General features: G+C 35.1%; 19 protein-coding genes. 18 read left to right on the forward strand and 1 reads right to left on the reverse strand.

The genetic code is table 11. The features are described from left to right. Positions 1–113: 113 nt before the first annotated feature. From rpiA to F5ESL0230_RS01980, 4 genes are all read left to right on the forward strand, one after another. Positions 114–806, forward strand: coding sequence for a ribose-5-phosphate isomerase RpiA (rpiA, locus tag F5ESL0230_RS01965; RefSeq protein ID WP_122021364.1), 693 nt, complete (start codon positions 114–116; stop codon positions 804–806). 22 nt (positions 807–828) lie between these two features. Then, positions 829–1,758: a nucleoside hydrolase gene (locus F5ESL0230_RS01970; RefSeq protein ID WP_122021365.1), complete on the forward strand. Its 930-nt coding sequence runs from the start codon at positions 829–831 to the stop codon at positions 1,756–1,758. Between the two features lie 3 nt (positions 1,759–1,761). Continuing rightward, positions 1,762–2,487 carry a GntR family transcriptional regulator gene (locus F5ESL0230_RS01975; protein ID WP_118897905.1) on the forward strand — a complete coding sequence of 242 codons (726 nt, stop codon included), beginning with the start codon at positions 1,762–1,764 and terminating at the stop codon, positions 2,485–2,487. A gap of 154 nt (positions 2,488–2,641) precedes the next feature. Continuing rightward, complete coding sequence (locus F5ESL0230_RS01980) at positions 2,642–5,041, forward strand: phosphoketolase family protein (protein WP_122021366.1); 2,400 nt, start codon at positions 2,642–2,644, stop codon at positions 5,039–5,041. An 88-nt stretch (positions 5,042–5,129) separates the two neighbouring features. Here the strand turns inward: F5ESL0230_RS01980 and F5ESL0230_RS01985 are convergent, their stop codons facing one another. Further along, positions 5,130–6,500 (reverse strand): PTS transporter subunit EIIC, encoded by a 1,371-nt coding sequence (locus F5ESL0230_RS01985; protein WP_122021367.1) that lies wholly within the window; start codon positions 6,498–6,500, stop codon positions 5,130–5,132. Between the two features lie 204 nt (positions 6,501–6,704). On the opposite strand from F5ESL0230_RS01985, the gene F5ESL0230_RS01990 reads away from it, so the two are divergent. The 14 genes from F5ESL0230_RS01990 to F5ESL0230_RS02055 all read left to right on the forward strand — a co-directional run bounded on the left by F5ESL0230_RS01990 (position 6,705) and on the right by F5ESL0230_RS02055 (position 21,412). Continuing rightward, complete coding sequence (locus F5ESL0230_RS01990) at positions 6,705–7,898, forward strand: bifunctional UDP-sugar hydrolase/5'-nucleotidase (RefSeq protein WP_122021368.1); 1,194 nt, start codon at positions 6,705–6,707, stop codon at positions 7,896–7,898. Positions 7,899–7,908: 10 nt separating this feature from the next. Then, the gene (locus F5ESL0230_RS01995) at positions 7,909–9,081 is read left to right on the forward strand and encodes a nucleoside transporter C-terminal domain-containing protein (protein WP_122021369.1); all 1,173 of its coding nucleotides are present in this window, start codon (positions 7,909–7,911) and stop codon (positions 9,079–9,081) included. Between the two features lie 175 nt (positions 9,082–9,256). Next, a complete protein-coding gene (locus tag F5ESL0230_RS02000; protein WP_122021370.1) occupies positions 9,257–11,926 on the forward strand; it encodes a calcium-translocating P-type ATPase, PMCA-type in 2,670 nt (889 codons plus the stop codon). A 235-nt stretch (positions 11,927–12,161) separates the two neighbouring features. Next, the gene (locus tag F5ESL0230_RS02005; protein ID WP_305020016.1) at positions 12,162–12,899 is read left to right on the forward strand and encodes an amino acid ABC transporter ATP-binding protein; all 738 of its coding nucleotides are present in this window, start codon (positions 12,162–12,164) and stop codon (positions 12,897–12,899) included. Between the two features lie 11 nt (positions 12,900–12,910). Beyond that, positions 12,911–13,726: a glutamate ABC transporter substrate-binding protein gene (locus F5ESL0230_RS02010; protein ID WP_122021372.1), complete on the forward strand. Its 816-nt coding sequence runs from the start codon at positions 12,911–12,913 to the stop codon at positions 13,724–13,726. Next, positions 13,723–14,361 (forward strand): amino acid ABC transporter permease, encoded by a 639-nt coding sequence (locus F5ESL0230_RS02015; protein ID WP_090093447.1) that lies wholly within the window; start codon positions 13,723–13,725, stop codon positions 14,359–14,361. Before F5ESL0230_RS02010 ends, F5ESL0230_RS02015 begins: the two co-directional genes overlap by 4 nt. A gap of 15 nt (positions 14,362–14,376) precedes the next feature. Next, complete coding sequence (locus F5ESL0230_RS02020) at positions 14,377–15,030, forward strand: amino acid ABC transporter permease (protein WP_118896904.1); 654 nt, start codon at positions 14,377–14,379, stop codon at positions 15,028–15,030. Positions 15,031–15,069: 39 nt separating this feature from the next. Beyond that, positions 15,070–15,306, forward strand: coding sequence for a hypothetical protein (locus F5ESL0230_RS02025; protein ID WP_122021373.1), 237 nt, complete (start codon positions 15,070–15,072; stop codon positions 15,304–15,306). A gap of 180 nt (positions 15,307–15,486) precedes the next feature. Beyond that, positions 15,487–16,488, forward strand: a complete 1,002-nt coding sequence (locus tag F5ESL0230_RS02030) for a helveticin J family class III bacteriocin (protein WP_122021374.1) — start codon at positions 15,487–15,489, stop codon at positions 16,486–16,488. A gap of 365 nt (positions 16,489–16,853) precedes the next feature. Further along, the gene (locus tag F5ESL0230_RS02035) at positions 16,854–17,996 is read left to right on the forward strand and encodes a CDP-glycerol glycerophosphotransferase family protein (protein ID WP_122021375.1); all 1,143 of its coding nucleotides are present in this window, start codon (positions 16,854–16,856) and stop codon (positions 17,994–17,996) included. Positions 17,997–18,006: 10 nt separating this feature from the next. Beyond that, positions 18,007–19,431 carry an oligosaccharide flippase family protein gene (locus tag F5ESL0230_RS02040; RefSeq protein ID WP_122021376.1) on the forward strand — a complete coding sequence of 475 codons (1,425 nt, stop codon included), beginning with the start codon at positions 18,007–18,009 and terminating at the stop codon, positions 19,429–19,431. A gap of 7 nt (positions 19,432–19,438) precedes the next feature. Next, a complete protein-coding gene (locus F5ESL0230_RS02045) occupies positions 19,439–20,137 on the forward strand; it encodes a glycosyltransferase family 32 protein (protein ID WP_122021377.1) in 699 nt (232 codons plus the stop codon). Positions 20,138–20,139: 2 nt separating this feature from the next. Beyond that, the gene (locus tag F5ESL0230_RS02050) at positions 20,140–20,604 is read left to right on the forward strand and encodes a SprT family protein (protein WP_122021378.1); all 465 of its coding nucleotides are present in this window, start codon (positions 20,140–20,142) and stop codon (positions 20,602–20,604) included. A gap of 124 nt (positions 20,605–20,728) precedes the next feature. Next, on the forward strand, positions 20,729–21,412 hold the full coding sequence (locus tag F5ESL0230_RS02055; RefSeq protein ID WP_122021379.1) for a MarR family winged helix-turn-helix transcriptional regulator: 684 nt from the start codon (positions 20,729–20,731) through the stop codon (positions 21,410–21,412). Positions 21,413–21,572 lie beyond the last annotated feature (160 nt).

The raw sequence follows: 21,572 nt of genomic DNA on the forward strand, positions 1-21,572 counted from the left end.
TAAAAAGACAGTCTTTCGGGCTGTCTTTTTTAGTGCCATGATTATTAAATTTATTTGCTATAATAAAGTTAATTTGCTGGTTATTAAAAATAATTATGAGAAAGGTGTAGGTAATGGACGAACAGAATCAAGCTGAATTAAAAAAAAGAGCAGCAATCAAGGCTGCGAGTTTGGTGCGCTCAGGAATGAAATTAGGGATAGGCACGGGCTCAACGGTCGCTTATTTAATCGATGAACTAGGTCGTCGTAAAAAAGAAGAACATTTAGAATTAGCGGCAATTGTTACGACTTCCAGTAGAAGTAAGAGACAAATGGAGCGGTGGGGCTTTCAAGTTGATGAATTAGCTGAAGTTGATCAACTTGATTTAACGATTGATGGTGCTGATCGTTTTGCTACTGACTTTTCCGGTATTAAAGGTGGTGGCGGTGCCTTGACTATGGAGAAAAATGTAGCAGTTAATTCTAAAAAAATAATCTGGATTGTTGATGAATCTAAAGTAGTTGATTATTTGAGTGGTTTTCCTTTACCAGTTGAAGTATTACCCATTTCCTGCGAGCAAAATTTTCGCCGGTTTCAAGCGGAAGGGCTCAAGCCTACATGGCGCATGGCTGATGAAAAGCGATTTATTACTCACTATGGCAATTATATAATTGATTTAAATATTGAGCGAATCTTAGTGCCACAAGGATTAGCAGCTTATCTTGACCATATGGTAGGAGTAGTTGAACATGGCCTTTTTATAAATATGTGTGATGAAGTGATTATTGCTCACACTAACGGTAAAATAGAGCAACGTAAAAAATAATTTTTGCAAAGAGGGAAAATATATGACAAAAAAACCATTAATTATTAGTACTGATCCAGGAATAGATGATGTAGTGGCACTAACAATTGCCCTTTTTTCTGCTAAGCTTGATGTGAAATTAATTGCAGCAACTTGGGGTAATGTACCATTAGCTAACACTTTGGTTAATACATTAAAATTAGAAACATTTTTAAAAACGAAGGTACCAGTTGTCTCCGGCGCAACGTGTCCTTTATTACGTCAAGCTATTGATGCTTCTGATGTTCATGGTAAAAATGGTCTTGCTGGTTATGAATTTCCTGCAGCTGATCAAAGTTTACTACAGCCAGGATTAGCGGCAAGTGCAATTCACCAAGTTGTAGAGCAAAGTTCAGAAAAAGTAACTTTAATGCAGATTGGACCAGCAACTGATTTCGCTCTTTACTTTCGGCAATTTCCAGAGGATCTAGCTAAAATTGAGCAGTTAGTAATTATGGGTGGAGCAATCGGACGTGGAAACTGGGGGCCATATAGTGAGTATAATGTTGCTGGGGATCCCGAAGCTGCGCAAATTGTTTTTTCTAGTGGTGTAAAAATACTGTTGGCACCACTAGAATTAGGTCATCAAGCTTATATTACCCAGGAAACGTTACAAGAAATTAAGCAGATTGGTGATGTTGGTGATATGCTGTATAACATTATGACGAATTTACATGATGAAACAGAAACAGATGGTCGCGAAATATATGATGCCTTAGCAGCTGGAATGTTAATTGAACCAGATATGTATACTTTTAAGCCAGCCTATGTAGTTATTGATACAAAAAGTAGTAATGCTTATGGGGCATCGATGATTGATTTTGATAATTTCTTTGGTCAGCAGCCAAATGTACAAGTAGGAGTAGAAATTAACCAAACTGTTTTTGCAAGCTGGCTTGTAAATGAAATTACTAAAGCAGAACAATTGAGGTAATTAATGACAGATTTTGTGTATCGCACGGTAATGCGTGATATAAAACAGAATATTTTAGAAAATAAGTACGATGGGATGCGTCTTCCAGATGAACGAAGTTTGGCAGATCATTATCAGGTAAGTCGTTCATCAATGAAAAGAGCAATGGAGCTTCTTTCACAGCAGGGAATTGTGTTTAAAAAACGTGGCAGTGGCACTTTTATTAACCCGCTATATCTAAAAAATCAGTCTCTGTTTCGTTATGATGGTTCCAATCTGGGTTTAACCGATAGTCTTAAAGTACCAGGTAAAACTCAAGGTATTAAGTTAATTGATTTTAATGTTATTCCAGCGCCAAAGGCAATTGCACAAGACCTATTTTTGGAACCTAATGATTTTGTATATGAATTTCATCGCTTGCGTTTATTAAATGAGCAACCTTTTTTGCTGGAAACGGGCTATTTACCTATCAAAATTGTACCGGAACTGAAACCCGAACACTTAAAAAAGTCCTTATTTAATTATTTAGAAGATAAGCAGAATAAAGTTGTTACTAAGGCATTTTTAAATATTACGGTGGCTCCATCTAACGAGAATGATCAAAAATGTTTGCAACTTAAAAAAACAGAGCCAGTAGGCGTAATAGAAGGAATTTTTTTCTTAGATGATGGTACTCCTTTTGAAGTATCAACCATGCGGATACATTATCAGTACATGAGATTTAATACTTTTGTTAATTTAAATCAATAAAAAAACAGGCTTTTAGCCTGTTTTTTTGAATACCATATTTAGTAGCCTTCAAAATTGGAACGAACCAATTATAAAAATGGTTGAACTTAAATGGAAACTTGTTATAATATGTGTATCAAGTGAAACTAAAAACTTTAAAAAAGGGAGAATTAAAATGGCAGTTGATTATGACTCAAATGAATTTCTTAAAAGCGTTGATGCCCATTGGCGTGCCGCTAACTACTTATCGGTTGGTCAGCTTTTCTTAATGAGCAATCCATTATTGAAGGAAGAACTTAAGGCAAGTGATGTTAAGCCTAAGCCGATTGGCCATTGGGGCACCATTTCACCACAGAACTTTATTTATGCCCATTTAAATCGGGTAATCAAAAAATATGATCTTGACATGTTTTACATTGAAGGATCCGGTCATGGTGGTCAGGTAATGGTTTCTAATGCCTACCTTGATGGTTCTTATAGTGAGCTTTATCCAGATATTCAACAGGATGAAAAGGGGATGGCCAAACTATTCAAGCGTTTTAGTTTTCCAGGTGGCTCAGCTTCACATGCTGCCCCAGAAACTCCAGGTTCAATGCATGAAGGTGGTGAGTTAGGTTATTCGATTTCTCACGGTACTGGTGCTATTTTGGATAATCCAGATGTAATTGCGGCCGTTGAAGTTGGTGATGGTGAAGCTGAAACGGGTCCTTTGGCAGCAAGCTGGTTCAGTGATAAATTTATTAACCCGATTAAAGATGGTGCAGTTTTACCAATTTTGCAAATTAATGGCTTTAAAATTTCTAATCCAACGATTGTTTCCAGAATGTCCGATGAAGAATTAACTAAGTATTTTGAAGGAATGGGTTGGCATCCGTATATTATTTCAGCTTATCAAGGTGGAGAATTTGCTGGTTATAAGGACCATATGCAAGTGCACCAAGAAATGGCTAAACTTATGGACACTGTAATTGAAGAAATTAAAGCTATCCAAAAGAATGCACGTGATAATAATGATGAATCTGTTGCTCATTGGCCAATGATTATTTTCCGCGTACCAAAGGGTTGGACGGGTCCGAAAACCGATCTTGACGGCAATCCCATTGAAAATTCATTTAGAGCTCACCAAATTCCAATTCCAGTTGCTCAGGATGATATGGAACATCAAGAAATGTTACTAGATTGGTTGCAGAGTTATAATCCAGCAGAATTATTTGATGAAAATGGTGCTCCTACTGCTATCGTAACTGCTGATAATGTTCAAGGTGACAGACGCATGGCTATGAACCCGATTACTAACGGTGGAAAAAATGCCAAACGTTTGAATTTACCTGATTATCGTAAGTATGCTTTAAAATTTGACCAACCTGGTTCAATTGAAGCAGAAGATATGACGGAATGGGCAAAATATCTAAATGAAATTGCCAATCTTAACCCTAATGATTTTAGGGGCTTTGGTCCTGATGAAACTAAATCAAATCGATTATTTAAATTTATTGATGATCAAAAACGGCAATGGGAAGGGTCAGTTCATACCCCTAATGATGAAAATTTGGCACCAAGTGGTCGCTTAATTGATTCACAATTGTCGGAGCACCAAGATGAAGGGTGGCTTGAAGGATATGTTCTTTCTGGACGACATGGCTTTTTTGCTACTTATGAATCATTTGGCCGCGTAGTTGATTCAATGTTGACTCAACATATGAAGTGGTTAAGAAAGGCTAAGGAACAATACTGGCGCAAGGATTATCCTTCACTTAACTTTGTAGCTACTTCAACTGTTTTTCAACAAGATCATAACGGCTATACCCACCAAGATCCAGGTATTCTTACTCATATGTATGAAAAGAATCGTCCAGACCTTGTTCATGAATATTTACCAGCTGATACCAACTCACTCTTAGCAATTTCACAAAAAGCTTTTACTGATCGTGAATGTATTAATATTCTGGTTACTTCTAAGCAAGAGCGTCCGCAGTGGTTCTCTATTGATGAAGCAACGAGAATTGCTGAGCATGGTTTATCATATATTGACTGGGCGTCTACTGATCAAAATGCTAAACCAGATGTAGTTTTTGCTTCAACTGAGACTGAGCCAACAATGGAATCGCTTGCAGCAATCGACCTTTTGCATAAGAACTTCCCAGCTTTAAAAATTCGGTACATTAACATTATTGATGTAATGAAGTTGATTAATACTGAGGATAATCCAGCAGCAATTTCTGATGCAGAATTTGAGCAACTATTCCCAAGTGATGTACCTGTTATCTTTGCTTGGCATGGATACAAGGCGATGATGGAATCGATTTGGTTTGGTCGCGGGCGTAGCAATGTTCATATTCATTGCTATGAAGAAGAAGGTGATATTACTACCCCATTTGATATGCGAGTAGTCAACCAACTTGATCGTTTCCATTTAGCAAAGGATGCAATTTTGAGTGTACCGCAATATGCAGAGCAAAGTGCTGGTTTTGTTGCTAAAATGGATCAATTGCTGGCGAAGCATTACCAATACATTAGAGATAATGGTAAGGATATCCCTGAAGTTACGGAATGGCAGTGGTCTGGCTTGAAGTAGCAATTAGTTAGCTATTTTTATAAAATGAAAAAGTTGTTAAGTCTTACTGAAAAGTATAGACTTAACAACTTTTTTGCTAGAGATAGAATTATTTCTTTGTACTCTTTTCAAAGCCCCAAAAGTAAGTGAGCAGAGCCCCTGTTAAAAGTGCGGTTCCCGAACCTAGAATCATGAATCCAATTGGCTCATACATCATCATTAAGATTGAAAAAATATTATCAATTAAAAATGATTTAACCACAACGTGTAAAGAGGCACTAACTGCACCACCTAGCCCGCCAGCAATTGCCGTAATAATAATTAAACGCTTGGAAGGCATAATTAAACCATATAAAATTGGTTCGGTTACGCCTGCAAAAATTCCAGTAACTGTTACTGAACCTGCTAAACTTTCTAGTTTAGCATTTTTACTTTTAATTAAACTATATAAAAATGCACCTAAAGCAACACCAATTTGAGCCCAAAATGCGCATACGCCGACGCCACCAATGACATCACCACCATAGACTTTTAAATTTTGTAACGTAATCGGGACGAGTCCCCAATGTAATCCTAAGACAGTCAAAAATGAGTAGGATGCTCCCAGTACTAAACCTGCTACTAATCTACTTTTGCCAAATAGCCACATAATAATTGTGGAAATCCAATTACCCACTGTATTACCAAATGGCCCAAAAATTAAAACGGTTGCTGGTACTAAAATAATCAAACAAATTGTTGAGTTTAAAAAAATTTGTAGTTGTTGCGGAATAATTCGTTTTAAGAAACGTTCTAAAATAACGTATGCCCCAATAATGACAAATATAGGAAAAACAGTAGTTGAATAATCAATCGGGTCTAATGGCATTCCTAAAAAGTTTAAACCATGTTTGCCAATTAAATGGGTAAAACTGGGTTCTAATAATGCAGCTCCTAATGCTCCGCCAACAAAAGGATCAGCCTTAAATTCTTTGGCTAAAGTAATACCAACAAAAATAGGTAAAAAATAGAAAACGGAATTGCCTGCCGCAGCTAATACCAAATATGGCGTACTAGTGGCTGATAACCAATGCAGACTAGTCAATACAGTCAGGATAGCCTTAACCATGCCTGCGCCAGACATAATTGAAAGTAAAGGCATAAAAGCGCCTGAAATAATTTTTGTCAATGAAAATTTTACTTTATTACTTGAATTAGCTTCAGGTGATTTATTTAAATCAGTCTGTTTATTAGTGGCTAATTTTTGTTGAATAATGTCATAATATTCAGCTACGTTGGGACCAATTACAATTTGATCTTGCCCGCCAGTGTGTACGATACTTAAAACACAGGATAAATCATTTAATTTTTTTTCATCAATTTTATGACTATCTTTAAGTTCAAATCTTAGTCTAGTCACACAATGGACAAGACTATTTACGTTTTGAGAGCCACCAACATATTTTAAAATAGCTGCTGCATCTTTATTTATTTTATCCATATATTCTCCCGGTTAAACTATATTTTAATATTATTAATTTTTTATTTTATATTTTTTAAAAAATTAATAATATAATAATTTAATCAGATTATAATGTCAATATATAATTAATTGGTTCAAAAAATATATTGATATTTACGAACTATTTATTATAAAATTAATTGTATTGTTAACAATATTAATATTAATGCAAAGGAAAAAACAATGACTAAGCAAATAAATGTGTTAACCACAACGGATATTCACGGCTTCATTGCTAATACGGGAGAACAGCCAGCATTGGCTTTTGAGGGATTAAAAGAAAAGTACCCTCATTCATTATTAATGGATAGTGGAGACTTTTTTGTGGGCAATCCTTTAACTACCTTTTTCTGTGATCAAATGACGGTTTCACCATTAGTCGATTATGCTAATGCAATTGGTTTTGATGTTATGGTACCTGGTAACCATGACTTTGATCACGGAATTAACTATTTGAAAGAGCAGGTTAAGCATTTAAATGCTGACTATGTATGTTGTAATGCTTTTTCTGAAGAAGATGAGTTACTTTTCCCACCATTTGCTATTAAAGAAATTAATGGTATTAAAGTAGGGGTTATTGGCTTAGTAACTAGTCGAATGTCAATGATTAGTGATTTTCCAGTTACCAGGGGTGTGATTGTTAAAACAGCTTTACCAGAGTTGCAAAAGCAAGTTGCCGTTTTAAGAGATCAAGTAGATCTGATTTTAGTAGGGTATCATGGTGGAATTGAACGTGACTTAGCAACACATAATGAAATCAATTATGCAACGGGAGAAGACGAAACTTTTAAATTGGTTTCACAAACTCCAGGGATTGATGGATTTAGTTGTGGTCATCAACATCGGGTTAATCATGGACAAATTGGACAAACTTTAATTGTTCAATGTGGTTATCGTGGCAATTATTATGGTCATTTAACGTTTGAATTCGATGAGTATAATAAAATCACTCAGCGAAAAGAAGAAGTGGTTGCCAGTGAAACTCTACTAGCAAAAGCTGAGAGCTTTTATGATGAGCAAGAATATCAAGAATGGCTAAGTGAAGAACTTGATCTTAGTCAGTTGGTTAGTTTTTTGCAAGAGAAATTTGCGCGCACAAATTTAGGAATTTTTATCAATTTACAAGGTAAAACTAGAAAACAGGTAATTGCTTCCTTTACTATTCCTTATGGTGTTAGAATTTATCATTTGACTAAGTCTGAATACACAACTTTTAGCCAACAGCCTTGGACCTTAAAAGAGGAGCATTCCCCTAATGATGCTCAAGATTTTGTTGTTTTAACAAATTCATATGATGTACCAGAGTATCGTTTGACTGAACAATTTGTTGATAATATTTTTGATGAATATTCATACTACTTAAAACAACGCGGATAAGGAGAAGAGAATGGGATTAATTGGAATAATTTTAGTTTTGGGCTTACTGTATTGGGTTAGTTTTGATCGGGAAAATATTGATTATAAATCAATTTTATACCTGTTTATTACAGAAATAATTTTGCTGTTTTTAATACTGAAAACTTCAATCGGTAACTGGATTATTAATGGGCTTTCTAGTAGTTTAAACATTATTAGTGCTTCTAGTAGTAAGGGCGTCAATTTTGTTTTCGGTAATTTAAAAAATCCTGGTGTAGTTTCGCAATTTTTCTTAGATGTGCTACTACCATTAATTTTCATTTGTGCCTTAATTGAATTATTACAGTACTTACGCATCTTACCATTTATTATAAAATATGTTGGTAAAGTACTTAAAAAGTTGTTTCACATTGATGAAATTAATGCTTTTGCAATTTTAAGTTATCCAATTGTAAGTAACGGTGTATTTGTTCCCTTTAAAGACCAGATGAAGGAAATGGCCCCTAACCAGTTGTTTACCTTGTCTATATACACTTTATCAAATACTACTTTGACAATGCTTGCTTCATACATGCACATTATTAAGTCAGAATTTATTCTTGTAGCGCTGGTACTTAATTTATTTACATCAATTATTGTCGCAAAAATTGTTGCGCCATATGATATTACGCAAGTTAATTATGAAATTTCAACTAAAAGTACAAACCAGAAATCACTTATTACACGTTTGATTGACAGTATGGGTTTGGGTTTTAAATTAGCGATTAATATTTCAATTTCAATCATTGGGTTTGTTTCTTTAATTACATTTGTTAACATTATTTTCAAATCGGCCTGCGGCAAGACTTTAACTGCTTTAATTGGCTATGTTTGTGCTCCAGTTGCATTTTTAATGGGAATTGATCCACATTCAATTGTTAGTGCCGGGACAGTTTTAGCAACGAAAGCTTTTACAAATATTTTTGTAGCAATTAATCAAATTAATATGAATGCCGTGCCAGTTAAAACCCAAGCAATCGTTAGCGTATTTTTGATTTCATTTGCTAACTTACCTAATTTAGGAACCACATTAGGTATTATGCATACTATGGTCGATGAAGAACATGGTGAAGCAATTGCCAGACACGCCTTGCGTTTATTTATGGCGGCAACTGCAGTAAGTATTATTAACGGTGCACTCGCTGGATTATTTTATTCATTTTAATTATTTATTCTTGTTAAAAATGCCAAAATTATTTATAATTAAATAATCATAAGGGAGTAACAGCAATTATTTGCGGTAAGTCCAACAATCGAAGAAATACTTCTGGACTTATCTTAATTAGTGAGACTTGTGTGCTAAGCGCATGAGTCTCTTTTTTAGTAATTAGGGGGTTAAAATATTGCAAGATTTTTATCATCAAACTGTCGCAACAATTGAACAGGAATTTTCTACTTCGTGTGCTAAGGGATTAACAGACAGTCAAGTGCTTGAAGCACGAGAAAAATATGGTTCTAATAGTTTGGCAGGCAAGAAAAAAATTAGTATCTGGCAAAGGTTTTTAGCGCAATTTAAGGACTTTATGATTATCGTTTTAATTATTGCAGCTGTTTTATCGGGCTTTGTGGCTCAAGAATGGACTGATGCAGCGATTATTATGGTCGTGGTTATGTTAAATGCTATTCTTGGTGTATTTCAAGAAGCGCGTTCAGAAGAAGCAATTAATGCCTTAAAGAAAATGGCTACACCGAATGCGCATGTGCGACGTGGAGGGCAGATTGTAGAAATTCCGAGTCCGCAATTAGTCCCCGGTGATATAGTTTTACTTGAAGCTGGGGATGTTGTACCGGCTGATCTACGTTTAACAGTAGCTAAAAGTTTAAAAGTTGAGGAATCAGCTTTAACCGGTGAATCTGTATCAGTTGACAAAGAGGCAACAATTATTAATGACGTAAAAGTTGCTTTAGCAGACCAGAAAAATATGGCTTTTGCTAACACTAATGTGACTTATGGGCGTGGAGAAGGTATTGTAACAGAAACAGGGATGAATACTGAAGTTGGTAAAATAGCTACAATGCTTAATAATACTGATGAAACAGATACCCCTTTGAAACGTAATCTTAATCAATTAGGCAAAACTCTAACGATCATGATTTTGCTGATTTGTGCAATCGTGTTTGTGGTTGGCTTTTTTACGAAAAGAGGAACCGAGCCAACGGATAAATTGGCAATTGACATGTTTTTAGTAGCCGTTTCTTTAGCTGTGGCTGCGATACCTGAAGGCTTGCCAGCAATTGTAACAATTATTCTAGCACTGGGTACCCAGGTAATGGCTAAGCACAAATCAATAGTACGCAAGCTTCCGGCGGTCGAAACACTGGGAGCTACAGACATTATTTGTTCTGACAAGACTGGAACTTTAACACAAAATAAAATGACTGTTGAGCAAGTTTTTTACAATAATCAACAGCATCCAGCTACACAAGCACTTGCAGCCGATAATCATGCTTTAATGACCATGGTTCTAGCAAATGATTCTAAATTAGATAATAATAATAAACTATTAGGTGATCCGACAGAAACTGCTCTAATTCAATTTGCCCTTAATCAAAAAATTGCTGTTCAGCAACTTCTGCAAGTACATAAACGGCTGCAAGAGGTACCATTTGATTCTAGTCGGAAATTAATGAGTACCATTAATTTGGACCAGCAGCAGTATTTTGTAGCAGTCAAAGGTGCTCCCGATCAATTGCTTAAGCGTGTAACCAAAATTGAACAAAATGGTAAAATTGAGCCTATTACTGAAGAACAGAGGGCAGCAATTGCGGCTGCCAACCAGGAAATGGCGCAAAAAGCTTTGCGAGTATTGGGGTTAGCATATAAAACTGTTGATCAGTTATATGATGAACCAACTACCGATAATGTTGAGCAAAACTTGATTTTTGCAGGATTAGTTGGAATGATTGATCCGGAACGTCCTGAAGCTAAAGCAGCAATTGCTGAGGCACATAGTGCTGGTATTAAAACAGTTATGATTACTGGCGACTATCAAGTAACTGCGCAAGCTATTGCTGAAAGGTTAGGGATTTTAGCTCCTAATCAAGATGAGCGAGTAGTTACAGGTAGCCAGTTAGATAATTTTAGTGATAATTATTTGGCAGAACATGTGCCTGATTTTAGTGTGTATGCTAGAGTTTCACCAGAACATAAGGTACGTATCGTTAAAGCTTGGCAGTCACGTGGTAAGATTGTTGCGATGACTGGAGATGGCGTTAATGATGCGCCAAGTTTGAAACAGGCAGATATTGGTATTGGGATGGGGATCACAGGTACTGAAGTTTCTAAAGGCGCCAGTGATATGATTTTAGCAGATGATAATTTTGCAACAATTGTTGAAGCAGTCAAGCAAGGAAGAAAAGTATTTAGTAATATTCAAAAGGCAATTCTTTATTTAATGAGTTGCAATGTTGGTGAAGTATTAACCGTATTTATGATGACAATGCTAGGCTGGGATATTCTAGCACCGGTTCAATTATTATGGATAAACTTGGTAACAGACACACTGCCGGCAATTGCTTTGGGACTTGAACCCGTTGAAAAGGGGATAATGAAAAGAATGCCGCGTGGAAAGGAATCAAACTTTTTCAGTGGGGGAGTAGCCAGTTCAATTGTTTATCAGGGAATACTAGAAGGAATACTAGTTTTAACTACCTACCAATTGGGATTGAATTTTGGCCCACATGTCGGTAATACCAGCTTACAGCATCAGGATGCTTTGACAATGGCTTTCTTAACGCTGGGATTGATTCAACTTTTCCATGCGGTTAATTCTAAATATATTCACCAATCGATTTTTTCAAAAAGAACGTTTGCGAATAAGTGGTTTAATCTGGCAATTTTAATTTCTGCAGTTGTCATGTCTGCAGTTGAATTGCCGTTTATGAATCAGTTCTTTGACGTAACCGAGTTAAATATTATACAATGGCTAATAGTTTTAGTAGCTGGTTTGGGTATGATTGTTATTGTTGAAGTAGTTAAGTTTTTGCAACGTATATTAGGTAAAAAATAAATTAAATAATAAAAAAGCTCTTTGATAAAGTTAACAATTAGTAAATGGTCTAAATTGTTACAATAAGAGCTTTTTGTTTGTTATTCAACACTTTTTTAGAGTTGCTAAGTATAATTTTTTATTAAATTTATGCATATTTTCTAAAAAAATTAACCATTTATAGTATACTAGAAAACATATATTTTACTTTGCAATAAAATTTTTGTTGCAATTAAATACGAAAGAGGCGATAACAGTGTCGATGATAGAGTTCCATGACGTGCAAAAATATTACGGTCATTTTCATGCATTGCACGACATTAATTTAGAAATTGATCAAGGCGAAACCGTAGTTTTGATTGGACCTTCAGGCTCAGGGAAAAGCACCTTAGTGCGTACTGTAAATGGTCTGGAGTCAATTCAAAAGGGTCAATTGATTGTTAACGGGCACGACCTGTCAGATCCTAAGACTAATTTAAATATTTTACGTAGTGACGTTGGAATGGTATTTCAACATTTTAATTTATATAAAAATAAAGATGTACTCGAAAATATTATGTTAGCCCCTAGAATTGTTAGTCACATTCCTGAAGCAGAGAATAAGAAGCGGGCAATGGACTTACTAGAAATGGTTGGCTTAGAAAAATGGGCACATAACATGCCTTCACAAATTTCTGGTGGACAAAAGCAGCGTGTGGCTATTGCTAGAACATTAGCAATGCGTCCAAAGCTAATTTTATATGATGAGCCAACATCAGCACTTGATCCGGAAATGATTGATGATGTTTTGCAAGTTATAAAGAAAGTTGCTAATGATAGCGGAATGACCTCTTTAATCGTAACTCATGAAATGGGCTTTGCTAAAGAAGTAGCTAATCGAGTAATTTTCATGGATAAGGGTATAATTGTCGAAGATGATGATTGTCAAAGCTTTTTCAAACAACCAAAAACAGTACGTGCCCAACAATTTTTGAGTAAAATTATCTCTCACTAAGGAGGTTATGTATGAAAAAGAAATTTTGGCTAATTTCTCTTATAGCTAGCATTTTTCTGGTGAGTGGATGCGGTAAAAGTACAAATAACCAGTCTGTTTTAAAAGATGTTCAACAGGCGAATACAATCACTTGGGGCGTTAAAGGTGATGTCAAATTATTTGGTTTAATTGATGTACATGATGGTCAACAAAAAGGCTTTGACGTCGATATGGCTAAGCATATTACTAAGCATATTTTAGGACCTAAAGGGCGTGCTGAATTTGTTACAACCACTTCGCAGTCGAGAATACCGCTACTTAAAAACCGAAATGTGGATGCGGTAATTGCAACAATGACGATAACCCCGGAACGAAAAAAAGTAATTTCTTTTTCTAAATCGTATTTTGATGCTGGTCAATCGCTTTTGGTTCCCAAAAATTCAAAAATCAAAAGTACCAAAGATCTTAGTGGTAAAACCGTCATTGGAGTTGTTGGTGCGAATTCGGTGCAAAACATAAAAAAAGTTGCACCTAAGGCAAAAATAATTGAACTTCAGGATTATGCTCAGGCAATGAATGCTTTAAAATCTAAGCAAGGAGATGCGTTGACTACCGATAATGGTATTTTGTTTGGTCTTGCTGTTCAAAACCCAGGCTATGAAGTTCGTGGCGGAACATTTACTGTTGAACCATATGGTGTTGCAGTTGATAAAGGACAAACCGCATTTGCCGAGGCTGTTGACAAGGCAGTACTTGAGATGCAGCATAATGGTGAATATAATCGTTTGATTAAAAAGTGGTTTGGCGATGTTCCAGGTTTTAAGTATAAGGAGCTGTATCGCCAATGATTAATATTTTTACCAAATTTAGTAGCCAATTATTAATTGGACTGGGCTGGACAGTTTTTTCTAGTATAATTGCACTGTTTTTTAGTCTAATTATTGGAACAATTTTTGCTATTATGGAAGTTTTACCAAGTAAGGTAATGCGTACAATTGGTCGAGCTTATGTTGAAATTATGCGTAACATTCCATTATTAGTAATCACAATGTTTTTTTATTTAGTAATTCCCAACTATGTAGTAAAGATTAGTGGATTTACTGCTGGTACAATTGGATTAACCCTCTATACCTCGGCCTTCATTGCTGAAACAATCCGTTCTGGTATCCAATCCGTTTCTGGAGGTCAAATGGAAGGGGCGCGTTCAACGGGAATGACATATTGGCAAGCAATGCGCTATATTATTTTGCCACAAGCTTTTAAGATTGTTATTCCACCATTAGGTAATCAATTTGTTAACCTAGTTAAAAATTCATCAGTCCTTGCTTTTGTGGCGGGATTTGACTTAATGTATCAGGCTAATACAATTGCTTCGACTACATTTGATACTATTAATAGCTATTTAGTGGTAGGAATCTTGTATTTAATCATAACTCTACCACTTAGCTATTATATGCAACACTTAGAAAAGAAATTGGCTTAAGGGAGGTACATTGAAATGCAAAATTGGATTAATGCCCTTTCATGGCTTAATTTACGTTTTTTATTAATGGGCCTTTGGGTAACTATTTATATTTCGGTAATCTCCGTTATCTTAAGTTTTATTATTGGTTCCATTTTGGGTATTATTAGGTACTCTAAAATTAAATGGATTTCAAAAATTGTCGGTTTCATTATCGATATTATTCGTAATGTACCATTACTTTTGATTATCTTCTTTACTTATTTTGGATTGCCAAATTTTGGCTTGCGGCCAGAAACAATTCCAGCTGCAATTATTGCAATGACAGTATTTGAGTCAAGTATGATTGCTGAAATTGTTCGTTCAGGTATTCAATCGGTTTCTGAGGGACAAATGGAAGGGGCTAGGTCAACGGGAATGAGCTTTATTCAAGCTTTGTGGCATGTGGTTCTGCCTCAGGCTTATAAGAATATGATTCCAACAATCATCAGTCAATTTGTTTCACTAATTAAGGATACCTCATTAGCAACAATTATTGTTGTACCAGAAATGATGCAGCATGCGCAAGTTATTTATGGCCAAAATGCTAACTATATCTTGCCAATGTTTGCTGCTTTAGCAGTTTTATATTTTATTGTTTGTTTTACCCTGTCAGTAATTGGAAATGCGATTGGGCGGCATTTATCTTAATGAAACTGATTTTTAGTAAGTCAATGGGAGTATTTTGAAATGCGTCCAACTAATAAAACTGAATTAATGACAGCTAGTCAGAATTTAGACGACCAACTATTAGTTTTAATTTCGATGAATGCAAGCTTAAAAAAGCACCTTAGGGGGTGTCTTGATTCACCTGTGGGAGTGGCAAAAGATATACTTACATGGCTAAGACTAATCAAGCTGCTAAAGAAGAAGCTGATAACACTTTCAGCAGGAAGTAAGGCCCTTGTTTGTTATATTTACGAATGATGAATTAAATCTATCCGTGGGTTGGTAATAACTAGAGTCACTTACTAGATCTAGCACTGCTAGTTATTATGAATAGGCCCTAAAGAATCCCCGTAAGTTTAAACGCTCATTGAAATAAAAAGTTATTCAAACCGCTGGCATTTTGTCAGCGGTTTTGACATTTTAAAAAAAGAGGTCCTTATGATACTGAAGCAATCAGACTTTGCTTTAACTATTGTTAGTGAAATTTTTAATAAATTACAAGGGTTACATAATAATGTCATTCAAAAAGTAAGCATTGTTGGCGAGAATTTGTATGCTTTGCAATACAATAACCAACAAGATCCTCATAATTATGTTTATCGGGCTAGAAAAAGACGCTATCCTCTTTTTAAGCAAGTTTTTAATGCTTCTCAAATGGCGGGTGGTCATACGCAGACACTTGATTTGGCTAATCAGCCAAATATGTGGTTTATTGGTACGAAAAAAAATCACTTTAATTGGTCAACGCAATTAGCTCGCGTCACAATTCCATCTAGAAGTGCCCATACAAGCAATACCGAATTTTCTCGTTTGGCTTATCTTAGCCGAGCTGGACGTGGATTGCGGGTTGTAGAGCATCAGGGGGTGGATACTTATTTACCTTTTCGGGGAAATGATTTACTTAGATTTGATGCGGCTATTTCGCCGGCAGGTAAATTGTTAATGTTAGTTACTGTTGATCAGCAAACTGCTACTCTGTCAAAGGGAAATAACGGTTATTTTATTCTATATGATTTAGCTGTAATTAATGCAGCTCTTGATAAAGTGGGTACTGGCTATGTTAATCTTGGCGAATTACCATATTTGAGCGAATTTTATATTAACCATATTACAGCTGTTGATAAAATTGGTTCTTTACAAGGATTTGCTCTTGATGAAAAAAGAAATGTGTATATTTCTAGCGAATTCGCGCCTAGCCAAGGTAATTTAAGCCAAAAACCACGGCGGATTATTAAAATGCCATGGGGCACATGGGGCTCATCTAATGATCAAGGATGGCAAATTCTTGACTTTGATCAAGCTAATATTGATATTTTAGGCTATGCAACGGAGTTGGAGAATATTCAAGTGATTTCAGAAAATAATCTATATTTAACGATTTCTTATCATAATGGTGCTGGGGTGACAACACGGAGTCGAGTTTATCAAGTTAAGTGGTAAAAAAGATTGGACATTAGTGAAATTTTTAAAATTTAGGTATAGTTTAAGGACAGCTACTGAAAATAAAGGTGTCCCAATTATCCAATTAATATTAATTAAAGAAGTACTAAAACTTAAGCAATTTGTGCTTTAAAAAGGTAGACTTTTAAGGAGATTTTGTTACTTAAACTTTGAATAGAAATCAAAAATTTAAAAGATTTAAGAATAATTTTAAAATAGTGTAGCAGTACTTTATTTAATCTATACTATTACTAATAGAGTTTGTTAGCGCAATATTAATTTACTAAAAAGTTTGCAATGTAAGTAAAAAAACTTGAAAGATTTGCTATCTTTTGGGTACGCTTGGAAAATAGAAAGATTGGCTAATGAAGAATTTTCTGTTTCGTTTATATTTGAGCCTAATGAAATTTGGCGCTCGGTTTACTAAGATACAAGATAATAAAATTGTAATTCTAAATGGTGCTGGCCGTTCAGGTTCGAATGGTTATTTGTTTGGTAAATATATGAAAGAAGCACATTCAGAATATAAAGTAACTTTGGTCGAACCATGGCCTTCTTCACACTTATCTTTTGCAATTTGGCGCGAAATTGGTGCAGCTAAGTATGTAGTAACAACGCACCAGCCGTTTAAAATTCATAAGAAACAAATTAATATTCAATTTTGGCACGGAATTCCCCTCAAGCGAATGGGAATTATGGCCAATAATACTAATCGAAAAACGGACTTGCGTAACCAATATTTATGGCAAAAAAATGCCGATATTGTTACTTCTAGCTCTGATCTTTATGAAAGCCTGATGAGTGCGTGCTGTGCAATTGAAAATGACAAGTATCAGAAAGTTGGTTTTCCCCGCCTTGACGCTTTAAAGTCCCCGACAATTTCTCAATCCCAATTGTTACATGACTTATTTAAAATTGTTGATGATCAAGCTCAAATTGGGATTTATCTGCCAACTTTTCGCTATGAAATGGAAGATAGCCAAGTCTTAGCCCAAATTAAGGCTGGCAACTTTTTGACCTTACCAGATTTTGATGTAGAACAGCTTAATTGTGCTTTGAAAAAACAACATCAGTATTTAGTGGTTAAATTGCATCCCTATGAAATGAGTTTTTTTGAACACTTGACTAGTCAGTTTTCTAATATTGCTTTTCTAAATAATGATTATTTGTTTGAACATGATTATGATTTATATGAATTATTAGGTGCTACTAATTTCCTAATTACTGATTTTTCATCAATTTATTTTGATTATCTAAATTTGGATCAGCCAATTATTTTTCTCACTAATTATTTGACTAAATATGAAAATACACGCGGTTTGCTGCTGAGTCCATATGAACAAGTTGTGCCTGGAATTTGTGTAAAAAACCAACAGGAACTACTTGTTGCTTTAACCAATTCGGATGAATATCAGTCAAAGCGACAGTATTGGCTAGATTTGACTAATCAAGTTCAAGGTCATTCATGTTGTGATGATATTTTTACTTTAATGTCAACAAACTATTAAAGGGGAAATTGTGAAAAGAACTTTTTTAAATATTTTATATAATGCTGTTTATCAAATTTTTTTAGTTTTAGTGCCATTGATAACCGTGCCGTATCTTTCACGGATATTAGGCCCCCATACTTATGGAATTTACAGTAATGTAAATAATATAGTGCAATTTTTAATGATATTTTGTACCCTGTCAGTCTCTTATATTGGAATGCGAACAATTTCCCAAACTCGTTCCCATGGTAACCAGCAAGAACTGACTAAAGTTTTTTGGGGCTTGTGGTATTTTCAAGCAATTGCTGGGGCAGCTACAATTATAATTTTATTGGTTGTAGTTGGCTATTATCGAATTAAATATGGAAATTATTTATTACTGATGATACCATATTTGATTTCTGCCCAAGTTGATATTTCGTGGTTTTTTCAAGGACTAGCTGAATTTGGGCGTGTTGTTTTGAAAAACACGGCTGTCAAGTTAGTTTCAGTTATTTTAATTTTAGTCTGGGTTAAAGAACCAAGCGATTTGTGGAAATACATGTTAATTATGTCGGTTTCGACTTTATTGGGATCACTTGTTTTTTGGTTTGATATTCATCACTATATCGGTGGTCCAGTTAAACATTTTTATCAATTTGACACAACTATTAAAGCTATCATTACGTTATTAATTCCCCAAATTGCCACCCAAATTTATACTTCACTGGATAAGCCGATTTTAGGTCTTTTTCAAAATTCTACGCAAGTTGCTTTTTATGATAATTCGCAGCGCATTTCTAATATGGTTTTAGGAATTGTTACCAGTATTTCCTTGGTAATTATGCCTAAAATGGCTGGTGAAGGGCAAAAGCAGCAGCGAATAATTTTAAAAAAGTCATTGGATGCAACAGTGATGCTAGGAACAATGTTTGCGGTGATCATTATGGCCAATACTAAGGAATTTGTTCCGTTCTTTTTTGGCGCCAAGTTTATCCCAATGACCCCGTTAATGTTTTTCTTTGCCCTGACAATTATCATGATTCCGATGGGCGGCGTGTTTGCCAATCAGTTTGCCTTAGCCAATCATCGCGATCGAGATTATGCTATTCCAGTGATTGTAGGAGCCATTTTAGAAGTGGTTTTAAGTTATTTTTTGGATCAATTATACGGGGCAACTGGCGCAATGCTTGCAATTTTAACAACCGAATTAATCGTTTTAATCTTACGCTTGCTAATTGTGCGTGATGGCTACGACTTTAAATATTCATTTCAAGAAGTTCCAAAATATTTCTTAATTGCCGGGATTGTCTTAGTAGTAGGTATGCTACTACCACAGCTAGTTTCATCAGCTTTCTTCAACATGGCAATGAAATCGATTATTATGTTTATCTTATACATTGCCCTGATGTTTCTTTTACGGCTTGACTTTAATCAAGATTTAATTATGTTATTTAAAAAATTTTTTAAGTGAGGTTAAAATGATTCCCAAAATTATTCACTATGTCTGGGTCGGTGGGAAACCGAAACCTAAAAACATCCAGCGTTGCATGAAAACATGGCGTAAGCACTTAGGAGATTATCAAATTATTGAGTGGAATGAACAAAATTTCAATGTTCATGAAAATGAATATGTTGCCCAAGCCTATAAAGCACAAAAGTGGGCGTTTGTTTCTGACTATATTCGGGCAAAAGCTATTTATGAGCAGGGGGGCATATATTTAGACACTGATGTTTTAGTTTTAGATGACTTAACCGCACTATTAAATAATCGTGCTTTTGTTGGCTTTGAAAATAAGGATAATCCTTTTACTGCTGTTTTTGGGGCTGAACCCCATCATCCATTACTTAAAGATATGCTAGCTTATTATGACGTGCGTGATTTTACTTTTGATGCCAAAGACCAATTAGCCGGTGTCAATACCCTATCTGTTTCAAATATTTTGAAAAAGAAGTATGGGGCGAAAGCTAATAATCAAGAGCAAGTTTTAAAAGAAAAGATTCATGTTTATCCGGATGGAATTTTATGCAATCCGTCTGCTAAATCGAAGACAATTCATGTTTTTACTGGAACGTGGATGGAAGGCGAAAAACCCTTAAAAAGAAAATTAGTAACAGCGCTTAAAGTTAGAATAAAGACTAAGAAAGAAGCTGCTCTGTATGCGAAAATATTAAAATAGCAATGAATGAACAAGAACTACAAAAATTAGTTGAATTGCTATCAATTAAGTATTTTGGGCGCAAGTTTAAACATCAAGTTAAAATTAATCGGCGAATGACAACCACTGGGGGACGTTATCACTTAAGTGATCATCATTTGGAAATTAATCGTCACTTTTTAGCACCACAATACAAACATGAATTAGTGGGAATTATTAAGCACGAACTGGTGCATTACCATTTACATTTAGCTAAATTAGGTTATCGTCACTCTGATTGGGAATTTAAGACCTTACTCAAACAAGTAGGTGGGTTGCGGTATGCCCCCGATATTGGCTTACGACGACACCAGCCAGTTAGCTATTTATATCAGTGTGAATTTTGTAAACAAAAGTATGCTAGAGTACGTCCAATTAATATTGCCAAGTATGGCTGTAGTAAATGTCGTGGGCACCTTAAGTTAATAAAAATGATACCTAAAAAATAAAGCTGCAAAAGTTGTTAAATTTTTGCAGTTTTTGTTTGACAAAACGTTAGGTACGAAACTATAATCTAAGTATAAATTTAGGTACCTAACAAAAATAAAATTAGTAAGGTAAGGAGCTTTTATTATGAGTCAAACAAGTGATAACTTAATGAAAAAATTATACTTTATTATGCGGGCTAGTCGCTACTTTATGTTTGAGAATAAGCAGCCAATTTCAGGTCAAAAAAGAGTGTTGGCGGTTTTAAAATTAGAAGATGGTTTAACCCAAAATTATTTGGCAGAAGTTTTGGCACTGCAACCGGGCTCATTGGCTGAATTATTGAAAAAGATGGAGGTAAAGGGTTATATTAAACGTGAAACGGATAACCAAGACAAACGGGTAAAACGAGTTTTTCTAACTAGTGAGGGAAAAGCGGAAGCAGGTCGACTGAAAGAACTCGAAAGGGCGCAAGATACTGCCCCTTTCTTTGCCGGCTTAAGTGAGAATGAGCAACAAGAATTTGGTCAGTATTTAGAAAAGATTGCTGATGGCTGGGATGAGAATCTAAAACAACAAGCGCAAAAATTTGTTGATCCAGCATTTCGGATGAAAGCAATTTCCCAGTGGCGTAAATATGCTGCCCAACATAACTTATCACGAGCAGAAAGTAATAATATGTGTCGGAGAATGCAAAAGTGGAATCATTTTGCAAACTATCAAGATTTTAAGCATGATAAGAACAGAAGGTATTGCCAATTTAATGAAATGCCAGAGTATAACGCAGATTTTTGGCACCGATTTTGGCATAATGATGAAGAAGAAAGATAATTAAGTAAGGGTTTTTCAAGTTTGAAAAACCCTTTTCGTTTTCAAATAATGAGTTCAGCTATGACTACTTTTACAAGTGATTTAGGTCATGATAGGTACAAGTAATTGATTATAAAAAGAGAAACGGGCAAATAAGTTAATAAAAAGTGCAGGAAAGTAT

Source organism: Lactobacillus sp. ESL0230 (assembly GCF_003692805.1).
In the GTDB taxonomy this organism is placed as follows: domain Bacteria; phylum Bacillota; class Bacilli; order Lactobacillales; family Lactobacillaceae; genus Lactobacillus; species Lactobacillus bombicola.

Coding starts and splice junctions, on each gene's coding strand:
- F5ESL0230_RS01985 (WP_122021367.1), bottom strand. CDS start 6,500: ATGGATAAAATAAATAAAGATGCAGCAGCTATTTTAAAATATGTTGGT.
- F5ESL0230_RS02055 (WP_122021379.1), top strand. CDS start 20,729: ATGAGTCAAACAAGTGATAACTTAATGAAAAAATTATACTTTATTATG.
- F5ESL0230_RS01990 (WP_122021368.1), top strand. CDS start 6,705: ATGACTAAGCAAATAAATGTGTTAACCACAACGGATATTCACGGCTTC.
- F5ESL0230_RS02025 (WP_122021373.1), top strand. CDS start 15,070: ATGCGTCCAACTAATAAAACTGAATTAATGACAGCTAGTCAGAATTTA.
- F5ESL0230_RS02050 (WP_122021378.1), top strand. CDS start 20,140: ATGAATGAACAAGAACTACAAAAATTAGTTGAATTGCTATCAATTAAG.
- F5ESL0230_RS02010 (WP_122021372.1), top strand. CDS start 12,911: ATGAAAAAGAAATTTTGGCTAATTTCTCTTATAGCTAGCATTTTTCTG.
- F5ESL0230_RS02015 (WP_090093447.1), top strand. CDS start 13,723: ATGATTAATATTTTTACCAAATTTAGTAGCCAATTATTAATTGGACTG.
- F5ESL0230_RS02020 (WP_118896904.1), top strand. CDS start 14,377: ATGCAAAATTGGATTAATGCCCTTTCATGGCTTAATTTACGTTTTTTA.
- F5ESL0230_RS01970 (WP_122021365.1), top strand. CDS start 829: ATGACAAAAAAACCATTAATTATTAGTACTGATCCAGGAATAGATGAT.
- F5ESL0230_RS01980 (WP_122021366.1), top strand. CDS start 2,642: ATGGCAGTTGATTATGACTCAAATGAATTTCTTAAAAGCGTTGATGCC.
- F5ESL0230_RS02035 (WP_122021375.1), top strand. CDS start 16,854: ATGAAGAATTTTCTGTTTCGTTTATATTTGAGCCTAATGAAATTTGGC.
- F5ESL0230_RS02045 (WP_122021377.1), top strand. CDS start 19,439: ATGATTCCCAAAATTATTCACTATGTCTGGGTCGGTGGGAAACCGAAA.
- F5ESL0230_RS01975 (WP_118897905.1), top strand. CDS start 1,762: ATGACAGATTTTGTGTATCGCACGGTAATGCGTGATATAAAACAGAAT.
- rpiA (WP_122021364.1), top strand. CDS start 114: ATGGACGAACAGAATCAAGCTGAATTAAAAAAAAGAGCAGCAATCAAG.
- F5ESL0230_RS01995 (WP_122021369.1), top strand. CDS start 7,909: ATGGGATTAATTGGAATAATTTTAGTTTTGGGCTTACTGTATTGGGTT.
- F5ESL0230_RS02030 (WP_122021374.1), top strand. CDS start 15,487: ATGATACTGAAGCAATCAGACTTTGCTTTAACTATTGTTAGTGAAATT.